This is a genomic window from Paraburkholderia caffeinitolerans, from assembly GCF_902859945.1.
Taxonomy (GTDB): domain Bacteria; phylum Pseudomonadota; class Gammaproteobacteria; order Burkholderiales; family Burkholderiaceae; genus Paraburkholderia; species Paraburkholderia caffeinitolerans.
This window is the reverse complement of sequence record NZ_CADIKL010000041.1, coordinates 33,278-47,673: the sequence shown is the minus strand read 5'-3', so window position 1 is coordinate 47,673 and position 14,396 is coordinate 33,278. Positions and strand designations below refer to the sequence as shown.

The window sequence follows — 14,396 nt, the reverse complement described above, 5'->3', positions numbered from 1 at the left end:
GATCCGCAATGGCTACCCTCGAACGCACCGCGTACCCGCGCTTCCCCGAGGTTCTGGCACCCCGGGACATGCAAGCCTGTTACACGCCGCTGCCCGACGAACTCGAATGGGCGCGCCGGTCAACGCGCGGCGAGCGACCTCGCCTGGGCCTCCTGGTGTTGCTGAAAGTCTTTCAGCAACTGCACTATTTCCCGCCCCTTGACACCATCCCGGCCGCCATCGTTGATCACGTTCGGGCGGCCGCCGACATCGGCGACATCGTGCAATTCGGCTACGACACCGCGTCGTCTCCAACGCTCTTTCGGCATTACACCGCAGTACGCGCCTGGCTGAACGTGAAGCCGTATTACGGCACCGACGCGAACGCGATCGCGACGCGGGCGGCGCACACGGCGTCGCTGACGATGGATCAGCCTGTCGACATCATCAACGCGACGATCGACGAACTGATCGCGCGGGATATCGAGCTGCCAGCGTTCTCAACGCTCGACCGGCTGACCGAGCAGATTCACGCGCGGGCGCAGTCCCGGCTCTTCAAACGCGTCACGCGACGCCTGACCGAAGAACAGCAGGTCGCGCTCGACCGGCTGCTCGCACGCGACCTGTCTAGCCGGCAGACTGCCTACAACCGGATCAAGCGTCATGCGAAACGCCCATCGCGCCAGCATCTTGACCTGCTGATCGACCAGCTTGCCTGGCTCGACGATCTCGGCGATTTTTCACTGGCGGTCGCCGGGATTCCGGCCTCGAAGCTGCGCTCGCTCGCGAATCAGGCGATGGCGCTCGATGCGTCGGCCCTCAGGAACGACACACTGCCCGAGAAGCGCTACACATTGATCGTCGCGCTGCTCAACCGCATGCGCGTGCGCGCCCGCGACGATCTTGCCGACATGTTTGTACGGCGCATGGCTGCCATCCACAAACGCGCGAGCGACGAGCTGGACGTGATCCAGCGCAAACAGCGTGATCAGGTCGAGGATCTCGTGGTCCTGCTTGATGGCGTGGCCGACATCCTCGCCGACGAATCCGACGAGACGGCCATCGCCAGGGCAGTCAGAAAGCTGCTCGCGCCGAAGGGCGATCTGGAGCCGTTGCGCGAGAGCTGTGCGGCGATCCGCGCGTTCAGCGGCCGCAACTATCTGCCGCTGCTGTGGAAGCACTTCAAGGCCCATCGCTCGGTCATGATGCGTGTCGCGCGCACGCTCGAGTGGGATTCGACCAGTCCGGTCCGCTCGCTGCTCGATGCGCTCGACGTCGTGCTGGAAAACGAGTCGCGGCATCGCGAGTGGATCGATGCCGATGTCGATCTAGGCTTTGCCGCGCCGCGGTGGCGCAAGCTCGCACGTCGCTCCCACGGCGACGGATTGCCGACCAATCGACGATATCTCGAACTCTGCGTCTTCTCGTACATGGCCGAGGAGTTACGGGTCGGCGATCTGTGCGTATCCGGCTCCGACGCCTACGCCGACTATCGCGACCACCTGCTGCCGTGGCGGCAGTGCGAGCAGCAGTTGCCCGACTATTGCGACAAGCTCGGCATGCCAACGACCGGCAATGACTTCGTTCACCATCTCCGTCAATGGCTGACGGACGCGGCCCGCAAGCTCGACGACGAATTGCCGCGCAAGCGCGAGCACGTCGTGATCGACCGTCACGGCGAACCGATCCTGCGCAAAACCGTGGCGAAGGAGATCCCGGCGAGCGCGATCGCCCTGCAGGAGCGGCTCAACGCCCGTCTGCCGACACGGAACATGCTGGACATCCTCGCGAACATCGAACACTGGACGCATTTCACGCGGCACTTCGGGCCGCTGTCCGGGAGCGATCCCCAGATTCGCAAGGCCGCCGAGCGTTACCTGCTGACCATTTTCGCGATGGGCTGCAATCTCGGCCCGACCCAGGCGGCCCGCCATCTTGACCCGGATGTCACCGCGCACATGCTCTCGTTCGTCAATCGCCGGCATATGAGCCTGGACAAGCTCGAGACCGCACAACGCGAGCTGATTGAACTTTACTTGCGGCTTGATCTGCCCAAACACTGGGGCGATGGCAAGACGGTGGCGGCCGACGGCACGCAGTACGACTTCTACGACAACAATCTGCTGGCCGGCTATCACTTCCGCTACCGGAAAATGGGCGCGGTCGCGTACCGGCACGTCGCCGACAACTATATCGCCGTGTTCCAGCACTTCATTCCGCCGGGTGTCTGGGAAGCGATCTACGTGATCGAGGGGCTGCTGAAAGCGCGCCTGTCGGTCAAGGCCGATACCGTCCATGCCGACACGCAGGGCCAGTCGGCCGCCGTGTTCGCGTTCACGTACCTGCTCGGCATCAACCTGATGCCACGAATTCGCAACTGGAAGGACCTCGTCCTGTACCGGCCGGACAGCAAGGCCAAATACGAGCACATCGACAGGCTGTTCACGGCGACCATCGAATGGGTGCTGATCGAGCAGCACTGGCAGGAGCTGATGCAGGTTGCGCTGTCGATTCAGGCGGGCACGATCTCGTCGCCGCTGCTGCTGCGCCGGCTCGGCTCCGAAAGCCGCAAGAACCGGCTGTACCTGGCCGCGCGAGAGCTCGGCAACGTCGTTCGCACGGTGTTCCTGCTCGAGTGGATCGGCAGCCTCGAATTGCGGCAGGAGGTCACCGCGAACACGAACAAGATCGAGTCGTACAATGGCTTCTCCAAATGGCTGTCGTTCGGTGGCGACGTGATCGCCGAGAACGAACCGGAGGAACAGCAGAAGCGGCTACGCTACAACGACTTGGTCGCGTCGGCCGTAATCTTGCAGAATACGGTGGACATGATGCAGGCGCTGCGCGAGATGGCGGCAAACGGCGAGAAAGTGCGCGCCGAAGACATCGAGTTTCTAAGCCCGTACCCGACTCACAACATCCGACGCTTCGGCCACTATAAACTGCATCTGGATCGTCGGCCGGAAGCCTGGATCAGGGACCCGCTGTTCGGCCATGCGGCCCGTACCTACGCATCCCGCCCATGACTGCACGCCCAGCGATCACGACGACCTGTTTCGGCGCTGTCGACACCGCCGCGCTCGAGCGGCTCGAATCGAGCTACGATACGACCCGCCTGCTGGCCGCCGTCGATATCGTCGATCGCATCCGCACCCAGCTTCATGATCCCGAGGGGCTACGCGACGATCTGCTGGCAATCCATAGCATGGCGCACTCTGTATTGAATGGCGCACCGTCGGTGCCGTCGCGACGCGAAGGCACCTTGCCCGAGCAGGTGCGGGACGCGCTCGACCTGATTGACGAATTTGTCATGGAGCTCACGCGGGTGAGGACGATGCTCGAGCCGCTCGAAGCGCTGCACCCGGACGACGGGTTTGGCGAGGGTTGAACGGTGCCAGCCCGCACGCCGATCGCGGCAGCAGTCGGTTGCCCGATCCCGTTGTTGCTTCTCCCATACCTTTTGCCGTCGTTCTCCTGATGAAGCGACCCTCGTTCTCGACGCAGCTCGTCGTCCTGTGGGCACTCGTGGCAGCGCTATGCGCCGTGCTCGTCGCCATCGTAGGGTTCATGGCAATCTCCGCCGAGAGCCAACAGATAGCGGGCGCCAGGCAGCAGGTAACGGCCGCCTGTGAAGCCGTTGCCTCCCGCTACAGCCTTTCGCGTCCGCTATCGGCTGCGACAGGAAACACGGACCTCATGCACGCCGTGCTTGACATCGTTCTCGCGCAGGAACAAAACGTCGAAGGGGGATTCTGGACCTCCGGGCCGGTCGCGTTGGCGGTGCCTCACGGGGCGACGCAATCGCGCGACAGCGAGGCAGCGGTCAACGCACCGCCAACCGGCTTTCTGGCCTATGCCTTTCCGACCTACCAGGGGAGCGGCATCAAGCGCGACATCCCGGAAGCCGAAACGCCGCTGATATTGCGCACCCTCCGGACGGCTGCGGCCACGCATACGGCTGCAGCCGATGTCATCCGTAGCGGACCGGATGCGGTCGTCGCCGCGGCCTGCACCGTGAAGGATGAGCCAGCCCTGTTCGCGTGGATGCTGACCCGTGCCCGTCCGCCGCTTGGGCCGCACGGAGAGTTGCTCGTCACCGGGCTGGCCGCCATTCTTGCCGTCATCCTCGTGGTGGCTGTCGCGCTTGCGGTGACCCTGCGCCGCTGGAAGCGCAATCTCAACCTGCTTGAGAGCGGCCTGTCACTGGAAAGCAGCGTCGAGCCGGCCGGTCAACTGCCTCGCCTTCACGAGCCGGAACTGGACAGGATCGTTGATGCGCTCAATCGCTACGCCAACCGTGCTGAACAGTTGCGGCAACAGACTGCGGACCTCAGCGACAAACTGGCCCGGGCCGAGCGCTTCAGTGTGCTGGGCAAGCTGGCCGCGCAGGTCGCACACGAGATCCGCAACCCGGCAGGCGCGATGCGGCTGAAAGCCGAGAACGCGCTGGCAGGTGACAGCGAGCGACAACAGGGGGCACTCCGCTTTATCCTTGAGCAGATTGGACGGATAGAAACGCAGGTCGCGAGCCTTCTTGCCCTGACACAGCCCGTCACCGTCAAGCCACAAAAGGTGAACGTGGCCGGATGGTTGGCCAGTGTCGTTGAGTCGCACCGCGAACTGGCACGCCAGCGCGGCATCCGTCTGATGCTCGTGACGAAGCTCGAGGCATTGGCCGAAGCCCCGACGCCAGCGCTGCCCGAGTTCGACCCGGAGCAGCTTCGGCGCGCGCTCGACAACCTGCTGCTGAACGCGCTGCGTCACGTGGGCGAGGCAGGCATGGTCACCGTGACCGCCCAGCGTGACTGGTCAGCCGGGCGCCCGCATCTGAGAATCGCCGTGTCCGACAATGGACCGGGGGTGCCAGCGGACCAGCGCGAACGCATTTTCGAACCGTTCGTGACGGGGCGCCCCGACGGGTCCGGCCTGGGCCTTGCGGTCGTTCGCGAAGTAGCGTCCGCGCATGGCGGCCGTGCCTGGCTCGACGGCAAGTTAGCCGGTGCCTGTTTCGTGATTGAGATTCCATGGCAACCATCCTCATAGTCGATGACGACGACGCCTTCCGTGAAGGCCTCGCGGAGACGCTGTCCGACCTTGGCCATCGCGTGCTGCAGGCCGCGTCGGGCGAAGCTGCCCTTGACGCGTTGCATGACGGCCGGGCCGACTGCGTCTTTCTCGACTTCCGGCTCCCGGGCCTCGACGGTCTGGCCGTGCTGGAACGGCTGCGAGGCGACGCTGCGCTGAAGGCGGTGCCCGTCGTGATGCTCACCGCTCACGCAACCAGCGACAACACGATTGGCGCCATGCGCCTGGGCGCCTTCGAGCACCTCACGAAACCAGTCGGGCGCAACGACATCATCTCGCTGCTCGAACGCATCTTCTCGGCCAGCCAGCCGCCGGCTGTCACTGAACACGATGAGGCGCCATTCGCCGGGGAGCCGGTCTCGGACAAGCCGCTGCTGCTGGGGGTGAGCGAGGCGATGCGCACGGTCCAGAAGCAGCTGGGACGGGCTGCCACAACCGACGCGACCGTTCTCATCACAGGCGAAACGGGAACGGGCAAGGAAGTCGCCGCACACGTCCTGCACGAAGCGTCCCGTCGTCGCGACGGACCGTTCGTCGCCGTGAACTGCGCGGCCATCCCGCAGGATCTGCTGGAAAGCGAACTGTTCGGCCATGGGAAAGGTGCCTTCACGGGCGCTGCCACCGAACGCGCCGGCCGCATCGTGGAGGCTGACAGCGGCACGCTGTTCCTGGACGAAATCGGCGACATGCCACCCGCGATGCAGGCCAAGCTTCTGCGGGTCCTTCAGGAACGGAACGTCACACCGATCGGCACGAACAGAGTCATTCCGGTCGATATACGCGTCGTCGCGGCCACACATCGCGAGCTCGATGCGATGGTGGCCGCAGGCGAATTCCGCCAGGACCTGCTGTACCGCCTGAACGTCATTCCGCTGCATCTGCCACCGCTGCGGGAACGAATTGCCGACGTCCTGCCGCTTGCCGAGCACTTCCTTGCAAATGCAACGAAGTCAGCGGGCCGTACGCTGCATTTTTCCGTCGAAGCGCAGCGGCGCCTTGTCGGCTATCCGTGGCCTGGGAACGTCCGCGAACTGAAGAATGCCATCGAGAGGGTCTGTTCGCTCGCGCCCGGTCCGGCGATTACCGACGAAGACCTGTCGTTCCTCAAGGGGCCGTCACTATCCCCAGAATGGGCACTGCCCGCCGACTTCGCAGACCTGTCGCTCACGGAAGCCGTTGAGCGCGTCGAACGCGCGATGATTGCCCGCGCATTGGCGCTCGCGAACGGTAACCGGGCCGACGCCGCGCGGCGGCTCGGCATCAGTCGTCAGTCGCTCTACACCAGGATGGCCAGTCTCGGACTCAGCTGAACCTGTCAACGAAGCCGACACCCGCTGTCCAGTAACCGGACGTCAGCAGCCTCTGGCGTCCCGCCAACCCCTTGTCCGGGCGTGCCCATGAGCATGGTATAGCCTTTGCAGTTCACTCGCTGTCCTCTGACCGGAGTGAACCATGTTCCCGACCTCCCTGCCCAGGATTGGGCATATTCCAAGGCCCGCAACACGCGCCGTGACAGGTGCAGTCCGCATGGGTCTCGTCGCGCTCATGCCGCTGGCCAGCGCGTGCGTTGCCCAGACGCCGCCCGGCCCCGCTGCGCCTGACCTGCCACCTGCGGCGGCGGGTCCATCGGAGCTGCCCGTCCCGGGAGCGTTGCCTGTAGCGCCTGCGCCACCGCGCACATGGCTGCCATCCGCAATCCAAACGTCTCCCGTCGCACAAGGGACCGTCAGCCGGTTCGTTATCAACCCCGAAGGCGACGTCGACGGTTTCATCCTGGGTGACGGCTCGCTCGTGCATTTCCCGCCGCATCTCGGCACCCAACTGGTGGCTGCCGTTCAACCCGGCGACGCCGTTCAGGTGGCGGGCTTCAGGGACGGCAGCGGCGACGTGAAAGCGCAGCAGATCGTCAACCAGCGTACCGGCCAGCAGCTCGTCGACCAGCCACCGCCACCCGATGTACCGCGACCACCGCCTGCGCTGCGCGGCGCCGGGCTCGTGCGGCTCAGCGTGCAGGGCGAAGTCCTGCGCGTAACGACGGCACCCCGTGGCGAACCGGATGGCGTGCTGCTCCGCGACGGCACCGTGGTCAAACTGACGCCCATCGTGGCCCAGCAGTTCGCGAACCTGCTGCGACCCGGTGCGACCGTCGCCGCGACCGGCTACGGCACGCGTAACCGGTACGGCGAAGCCCTGCAGGCCACCGCCTTTGGCACACCCGGCAACCTCACCCGGCTCTACACCACCTTTCCCAACTGAAGGAGAAACACCATGCACTGGATTGATCCGGCATGCCTGCCCGAAACGAAAGGCACAGTCACGCAGTTCCTGCTTAACCCGCACGGCGAACCCGACGGCTTCCTCCTTGACGGGAAGCAGCAGGTCCATTTTCCTCCGCACCTCGGCGAGCACGTCATGAGACATGTCTCAGTCGGCGACACCGTTACTGTGCGAGGCGTCCGGCCCCGCACGGCAGGCGTCATCGCGGCAGTGTCGATTCACCTCGGGGACGGCGAGATTATTGTCGACGAAGGACCGCAACGCGATGGCGACGGGCACGAGCGGCCCGAGGTCGAAACGCACGCGACGGAGGTGACGGGCACCGTCCTTCTGTCGCTGCATGGGCCAAAGGGAGACCTGCGTGGCGCGCTGCTGGATGATGGCACGTCGCTGCGAATGCCTTCTCATGCCGCCGAAGCACTGCAGGCGTATCTGGCGCCCGGTGCACGCGTCCAGGCCTGGGGCGACATGGTCGAGAACGGGTATGGCCGCACGCTCGAGGTGAGCGAGATTGCGGAGCAGACCGTTGCGGATGCCGGGTCCGATGCCGGGACCGGGGCATGAGCCGGCGGAGAAGATGATGAGCCCCTTCGCACGCGCCAGCACCTGCCGTTCCGAAAGCAGCCGTTCCCCGTCGGCGCAAAGCCTCAGGGGACTCGACGCGGTCAGTTTCCTGATGGCGGACGTGCGGGACGGCATCGGGCCATTCCTCGCCGTATTCCTGAAGGGTACGCAGCACTGGTCTTCCGGCGACATCGGCCTCGTGATGGGCGTAAGTGGCCTCGCGGCCGCGCTCAGCCAGATTCCCGCCGGCATGCTGGTGGATGCACTTCGGGCAAAGCGCGCGGTCATTGCCGTCTCGGCCTGCGTGGTCGCGACAGGCTGTCTGGTGATTGCGCGCGCTCCCACGCTGCCGGTCATCCTGGTGACGCAGACCATGCTCGCGCTCGTCTCCGCCGTCATTGGCCCGTGCCTGGCCGCGCTGAGTCTCGGCGTGGTGGGGCACCGCCTGCTGGCCGTGCGCGTGAGCCGCAACGAGGGCTTCAACCACGCGGGCAACGTCACGGCCGCCGTGCTGGCCGGCACGCTCGGCCAGTATGCGGGCACCGTGTGGCTCTTCTGGCTGGTGTGCCTGTTCGCCGCAACCAGCGCACTGACCGTCATGCTCGTGCGGCCGTCCGACATCGACCATGAACTCGCGCGCGGCGGCGAGGTGCTGCGCACACCAGAAGGCAGCGGCCGGCCCGTGCCGCTCAGGGCGCTCGTGCAGCGACGGGACCTCATGACTTTCCTCGCGACGGTCGTGCTCTTCCACTTTGGCAACGCGGCGATGCTGCCGCTCGCGGGGCAGATGATCGCGAAGGCTGCGCCTGGCCAGGATATCGTCGGGCTGGGGGCGTGCATGATTGCGGCCCAGCTGGTGATGGTGGCCGTCGCCGCAAGTGTGGGCCGCGCGGTCCGGGCAGGTGTGGGCCGCAGGAAGATATTTCTGGTGGCCCTCGCGGTGCTGCCGGTGCGCGGCCTGCTCTTCGCGCTCACCGACAACCCCTGGGCGGTCATCGGCATCCAGCTGCTGGACGGCGTTTCCGCCGGCATCTTCGGGGTGATCGCGACCGTGATTGCGTCAGACCTCATGCGTGGGACCGGCCGCTTCAATCTCGCCCAGGGTGCCACCTCACTGGCCGTCGGCATCGGCGCCGGATTGAGCAACGTGATCAGTGGTCTTATCGTCGACCGTTTCGGTTTTGCCGCAGGATTTCTCGCCCTCTCGATGGTCGCCGCAGCAGCGTTCATCGTCTTCGCCCTTTTCATGCCGGAGACCAGTCTGGAAGAGAAGCCAGCCGGCGGGCCGCAGGAACAGTCACCCCGCGCGCGACGTGCATCGCGCTCCGTCACGGGTATCACGGAATGAACACCATCCTCAACTCTCCGTTTCCGGTCTGGGCGATCGCGGCCGTGACCGCGCTGGGCGTCATCACGCGGCCGTTCCGGCTCCCTGAAGCCATCTGGGCTGTGCTCGGCGCCCTGACGCTATGCTTCTCGGGCAGACTGCCGTGGCTGGAAGCCCTGCATGCCGTCGGCAAGGGCATGGATGTCTATCTGTTCCTGACCGGCATGATGCTGGCGTCAGAACTGGCCCGCAGGGAGGGGCTGTTCGACTACATGGCGGTGCTCGCCGCGCAAAAGGCGGATGGCTCGGCCACGCGGCTGTTCTTCCTGCTGTACTGTGTCGGCACGGTCGTGACCATCCTGATGTCCAACGACGCAACGGCCGTGGTCCTGACGCCGGCCGTGCTGGCTGTCGTACGGGCGGTCAGGGCCGATCGACCGCTGCCGTACCTGTACGTCTGCGCGTTTGTCGCGAATGCGGCGAGCTTCGTGCTGCCCATTTCGAACCCCGCGAACCTGGTGATCTTCCGCGAGCACATGCCCACGCTTGCGACTTGGGTTGCGCGCTTCGCGCTGCCGTCAGTGCTGTCGATTGTCGTGACTTATATGGTCCTCCGGTTACTGCAGCGCGGCTCGCTGTCCCAAACTATTGACAAGGAATCCGAACCACCAAAACTGTCCACAGCAGGCAGGACCACCGGATGGGGTATCGCGACGATGGCCGTTGTCATGCTCGGCGCGTCTGCCCTTGGATTTCCGTTGGGCTGGCCGACCTTCGCTGCAGGTGTTGCCGTCTTCGTTGCAGTCTGCCTGCAAAAGCGGCGCGTGCTCTGGGACTATCTCACTGAGGTTTCGTGGGCCGTCCTGCCACTGGTTGCCGGTCTTTTCGTGCTCGTTGAAGGCCTTCAGCGAACGGGCGTGATCGACGGGCTCGCGCGCTTGTTGGGCGATCTGTCCCGGCACTCGGTGTCGCACGCGGGCTGGGTGTCCGGCATCACGGTCGCGCTCGCGGGCAACCTCATCAATAATCTGCCGGCCGGCCTGATTGCGGGCTCTGCCGTCGCTGCGGCCCACGCGCCGGATCGGGTGGCAAACGCTGTATTGATAGGCATCGACCTGGGACCCAATCTGTCAATCACCGGGTCGCTCGCCACCATACTCTGGTTGACGGCGCTGCGACGGGAAGGTGTCGATGTGGGTGCACTCGGGTTTCTCAAGCTGGGGATCGCGGTCATGCTGCCAGCGCTTGCTGCTGCGCTAGGGGCACTTCAGCTTGCTTGACTGAAAACCGTAGGTGACTTGAACAGTGCTAGACGGATAACGCACATTATCAGTCCGTCATCGAATATGTTCTAAACTGGCAGTCATGAAAACGCGCGACACCCTCCCCACCGACAAAGTCGAACTGGGCTTTCCCGACGAAGCCGAACTCGCCGCAGTGCGCAGCTGGTACGCCGGCCTGGACGCGAGGGCAGCTGTCGCCCGCTATCTGGGCGACCGAAGAGCAGCCGGAACGTCCTCGCGCGGCGTGCTCGGCCGGATTCGTTGGCGGCTCGTCGCGTTCGCGCAGGCGCGCCATCGCGAAGATCTGGCGGGCGTCTTCGTCGATCGCCCAACGAAAGCATCGGCGGATCGGGCAGCCGGCGCCATCGAGATGCTGCGCAATCTGCCGGAGCCCGTGCCGATGATCGCCGATCAGGTCGACCAGTGGCTGCCCGCACGCATTGCCGGGGCTCTACATGTCCACGGCATCCGGACGCTGGCCGACCTGACCGTGCGGATTCCACGGCGTCGCCGCTGGTGGTTGGCCATCGCCGGACTCGGTGTTGCAGGCGCGCGTCGCATTGAGGCGTTCTTCGCCGCGCATCCGGCGCTGACCGAACGGGCGCGAGCATTGATCGTCGCAGCGCCGTCGAGCAGCATCGTGCCGTGGGAACAGCTGCGCGTGCCACACGAGGTCGACGGTTCGCGCGGGCAGTTCCGTGCGCCGCAAAGCGCCTGCCTGCTGAAGGCTTCGAACGACTATGAGGCGGTTAAGTCCTGGCTGTCGCTGCACGAATCGGCCGCCACCCAGCGCGCTTACCGGAAAGAGGCCGAGCGCCTGATCCTGTGGGCGATCGTCGAGCGCAGCTGCGCACTGTCGTCGCTCACCACTGACGATGCAATCGCCTACCGGAGTTTTCTGCGGCGGCCGACACCGCGCGAACGCTGGGTCGGGCCATCGCGGCCGCGGCACAGCGTCGAATGGCGGCCCTTCACCGGTCCGCTGTCCGCACGCTCGGCGGCATACGCACTGAACGTCCTGTCGGCGCTGTTTCGCTGGCTGGTCGAGCAGCGCTACGTGCTCGCGAATCCGTTTGCCGGCGTCAAGATCAAGAGCCACGTCCAGCGTGCGGGGCTGGACGTGTCCCGTGGCTTCTCCGAAGGCGAGTGGTTGTTGATCCGCACGCTGGCCGACGGCCTCGAGTGGTCGTACGGCTGGAGCGAAGCAGCCGCCCAGCGCCTGCGATTTCTGCTGGACTTCGGCTATGCGACCGGTCTGCGCGCGACAGAACTGGTCGGCGCGACACTCGGCGATATCCGCCGCGACGAGCACGGCGATCACTGGCTGCATGTCCTCGGCAAGGGCGGCAAGCTCGGCAAGGTGGCGTTGCCGTCGCTCGCCCGCACCGCGCTCGATCAGTCTCTCGTGCAGCGCGGACTGCCGGTCACGCCGACGCGTTGGAACCCGGCGACGCCGCTTGTCGCGAGCCTCGAGGAGGATCGCGCCCACATTGAAAGCACGCGGCTCTGGCGCGTGCTGCGCCGGTTCTTCGTGCTGGTGGCCGACACGATCCAGAACGAACGGCCGGCGACCGCTGAGAAGCTGCGGCGCGCAAGCCCGCATTGGATGCGTCACACGCACGCGTCGCACGCGCTCGCGCGTGGCGCCGAGCTGATCATGGTGCGAGACAACCTCCGTCATTCGTCGATTTCAACGACGTCGACCTATCTGCACAGCGACGAGGTGCAGCGAGCTCGCCAGTTCGATCAGGCATTCGAGGCGCGTAAGGTCTAAAGTATGAGCGCGCCGATCGCAAATTGGCCAAATGAGGCGGCCTGGTGAAGGACGAGATCGCGAATGTGCCTCAGCAACGACCAAGGTTTTGCAATGGGATACGCGATTCGAACGTTTCTGATCACCCCGGACGACGGCATCCGGAAGATCGGAATGGCGCGTTACTGGAACATGCTGGGTGCTCCGGACAGTCATCGCCTGCCGGAGTTGGCGGATCAACGTGTGCACCTCGCAAACCTGACCATTGAACTGGTGGACCGTAAGCCGGTGCACGTGATCGATCGGGATTTTGTGATTGTCACTTTTGATGCGCAGGGCCGTCTCAATGTCGATCAGATCATGCAGCGCGGTAGCTCGCTGTTTGAAGTCTTCATGGCCTCCAAGCTGGGCCGTAACGACAAGGAGGGCACTGCGAAGGTTGTCGATGCGACGGCCCGCTTTACCGTACAAGGCAGTCGCTGGACGCCAACACCCGCCTTGGTTCAGGCCCTTGACGAGGCAGCACTGGGATTGCGACCGTGTCCTGGCATTTAAGCGGCCAGACGGTTATGGCGATGGAATATAAGCCGAGCGTATTTCATAACTAAAAGGCTTATGATAGAAAATTGCGCTTACCTTGTTCATCCCCCAGACATACGCGTTATGCTCCATTGGCGACGCGCAACTAACGAAGTCGAAGGCCATAGAAAGATCGTCGTGTTTGACTGCGACCATGGCTCTACTCCCATTGGTTATGACGTTCGAGCGGCGAGGTCGGCGAATTGACCTCCGGCTAGTGTTGGCCGCGCCCGGAAACTCGTCGCCCGTCGGCGATCAATTGCCCCAACTCAACGCCACGCCGATGAAGCTCGCCTGGCGGCAATCGTCCAGATCCGCAAGTCCGCGAACGTCAAGTTCCCGGTCAACCACACGCAGCCACCTTGACAGGTTCTGGCTGCTGTCGTCAAGCAACCGGTCAGCCAGGCTATAGTCGTTCGCGTGCAGTGCACCCTTCGTTCGTCGAGCGCATCTGTCGCTTCCTCGTCATGCGGCAGCCGTAAACGGCTGTGGTGCAGATAGGCATGCGGCTCGCGAAGTTTTATATAGGCAGGATACCTTATCTATTCGCATGCCTATTTGCACCACAGCCTTATAGCTCGCCACCAGTCCATCGAACAGGCTCAGATTCCCCCCAAAGCCGGACACCCGACAGAGATACCAAATCAATTTTTTTGTTAGCGATCCTGCACAATAAGGAGCCTTGTCACTCAACCAATGGGATTCGAGGTTTCTGACCGCTGTGCGGTCCCAGACGGATCACGTGAATGTCTGCGGAAAACTGGCGCGCTGACGGTTAGTTGCGAGATATACCATAATGCATCTTACAATCCAAAGTTGACATATAAGAAATTATCAATATTTTAGGGTCGTACCCAAATTATCATTCTCCAGTATCGGGCACGATGCTGGCTGCCTGATCGCCCGGAGTGTGCGTTGCCGCCCCTAATCCGGCCTGACTTCACGCTAACGTCTTCCCATTCAGCCTGTGCTGGCAGCCTGGAGGCGACGATGGAGCATCTGGTCAGAGTGCATAACGAGAACGACCGGCAAACGCTGGAATGGCTGCGCCGGCGGATTTGCGACACCGCAATCGCTGCCGCCGTCCAGCGATGCGAGGGGTCTGGCAAGCCCCATCTGTCTGCCGTCTGCAGGCAGCTCGGCGTCAGGGCCCCACGATTTCACATGCTACTGCGGGAGAGCCCGAGCCCGGTGGCCGAACAGTCCCTGGCGGACATCCGGCGCATCCTCGCCGCACGCATCGCGCTGGCCGCAGCGAGTCCGATCCCTTCCAGCCAGAAATAACCGTCTCAGTTGATGGGTACGGTCGGGACGATGCGTCGCCGTCCACGTCACGGATCTGTACAAAGTGTCCGATGACAACGTGCGAAGTGGCACCCCGCTGTTGACTTGCCTACGACTCCCGCCCCGCGTGGCTCGGCTCGCGTAGCCCGGCGTGTCCTTGGCTTCATTAAGCTGCTATCGCGTCATCTGAATGCTAGCGTGGCCGGCTTACGCAAAGCCTTTACCGGGTTTAGCGCGCGGGTAAATCAGCGCAGCCGCTTCTGCC

The 14,396-nt window shown here is 64.2% G+C and carries 11 protein-coding genes; all 11 read left to right on the top strand.

What is annotated here, in order from left to right:
* The first annotated feature begins 8 nt into the window (after positions 1–8).
* The 11 genes from HV773_RS29280 to HV773_RS29230 all read left to right on the top strand — a co-directional run bounded on the left by HV773_RS29280 (position 9) and on the right by HV773_RS29230 (position 14,131).
* On the top strand, positions 9–3,005 hold the full coding sequence (locus tag HV773_RS29280) for a Tn3 family transposase (RefSeq protein WP_175197660.1): 2,997 nt from the start codon (positions 9–11) through the stop codon (positions 3,003–3,005).
* Positions 3,002–3,367, top strand: a complete 366-nt coding sequence (tnpC, locus tag HV773_RS29275) for a Tn3 family transposase post-transcriptional regulator TnpC (RefSeq protein ID WP_175197659.1) — start codon at positions 3,002–3,004, stop codon at positions 3,365–3,367. Before HV773_RS29280 ends, tnpC begins: the two co-directional genes overlap by 4 nt.
* An 89-nt stretch (positions 3,368–3,456) precedes the next feature.
* Positions 3,457–5,022 carry a sensor histidine kinase gene (locus HV773_RS29270; RefSeq protein WP_175197689.1) on the top strand — a complete coding sequence of 522 codons (1,566 nt, stop codon included), beginning with the start codon at positions 3,457–3,459 and terminating at the stop codon, positions 5,020–5,022.
* Positions 5,004–6,374, top strand: coding sequence for a sigma-54-dependent transcriptional regulator (locus HV773_RS29265; RefSeq protein ID WP_175197658.1), 1,371 nt, complete (start codon positions 5,004–5,006; stop codon positions 6,372–6,374). Before HV773_RS29270 ends, HV773_RS29265 begins: the two co-directional genes overlap by 19 nt.
* A gap of 217 nt (positions 6,375–6,591) precedes the next feature.
* A complete protein-coding gene (locus HV773_RS29260; protein WP_246282484.1) occupies positions 6,592–7,320 on the top strand; it encodes a hypothetical protein in 729 nt (242 codons plus the stop codon).
* 12 nt (positions 7,321–7,332) lie between these two features.
* Positions 7,333–7,905 carry a hypothetical protein gene (locus HV773_RS29255; RefSeq protein ID WP_175197657.1) on the top strand — a complete coding sequence of 191 codons (573 nt, stop codon included), beginning with the start codon at positions 7,333–7,335 and terminating at the stop codon, positions 7,903–7,905.
* Between the two features lie 13 nt (positions 7,906–7,918).
* Positions 7,919–9,253 carry an MFS transporter gene (locus HV773_RS29250; RefSeq protein ID WP_246282482.1) on the top strand — a complete coding sequence of 445 codons (1,335 nt, stop codon included), beginning with the start codon at positions 7,919–7,921 and terminating at the stop codon, positions 9,251–9,253.
* The gene (locus HV773_RS29245; RefSeq protein WP_175197655.1) at positions 9,250–10,512 is read left to right on the top strand and encodes an arsenic transporter; all 1,263 of its coding nucleotides are present in this window, start codon (positions 9,250–9,252) and stop codon (positions 10,510–10,512) included. The genes HV773_RS29250 and HV773_RS29245 overlap by 4 nt, the downstream gene beginning before the upstream one ends.
* Positions 10,513–10,597: 85 nt before the next feature.
* Positions 10,598–12,289, top strand: a complete 1,692-nt coding sequence (locus HV773_RS29240) for a phage integrase family protein (protein WP_175197654.1) — start codon at positions 10,598–10,600, stop codon at positions 12,287–12,289.
* A gap of 63 nt (positions 12,290–12,352) precedes the next feature.
* A complete protein-coding gene (locus HV773_RS37060) occupies positions 12,353–12,823 on the top strand; it encodes a hypothetical protein (RefSeq protein WP_246282480.1) in 471 nt (156 codons plus the stop codon).
* Between the two features lie 1,014 nt (positions 12,824–13,837).
* Positions 13,838–14,131: a CppA family protein gene (locus HV773_RS29230; protein WP_175197653.1), complete on the top strand. Its 294-nt coding sequence runs from the start codon at positions 13,838–13,840 to the stop codon at positions 14,129–14,131.
* Positions 14,132–14,396: the final 265 nt, after the last annotated feature.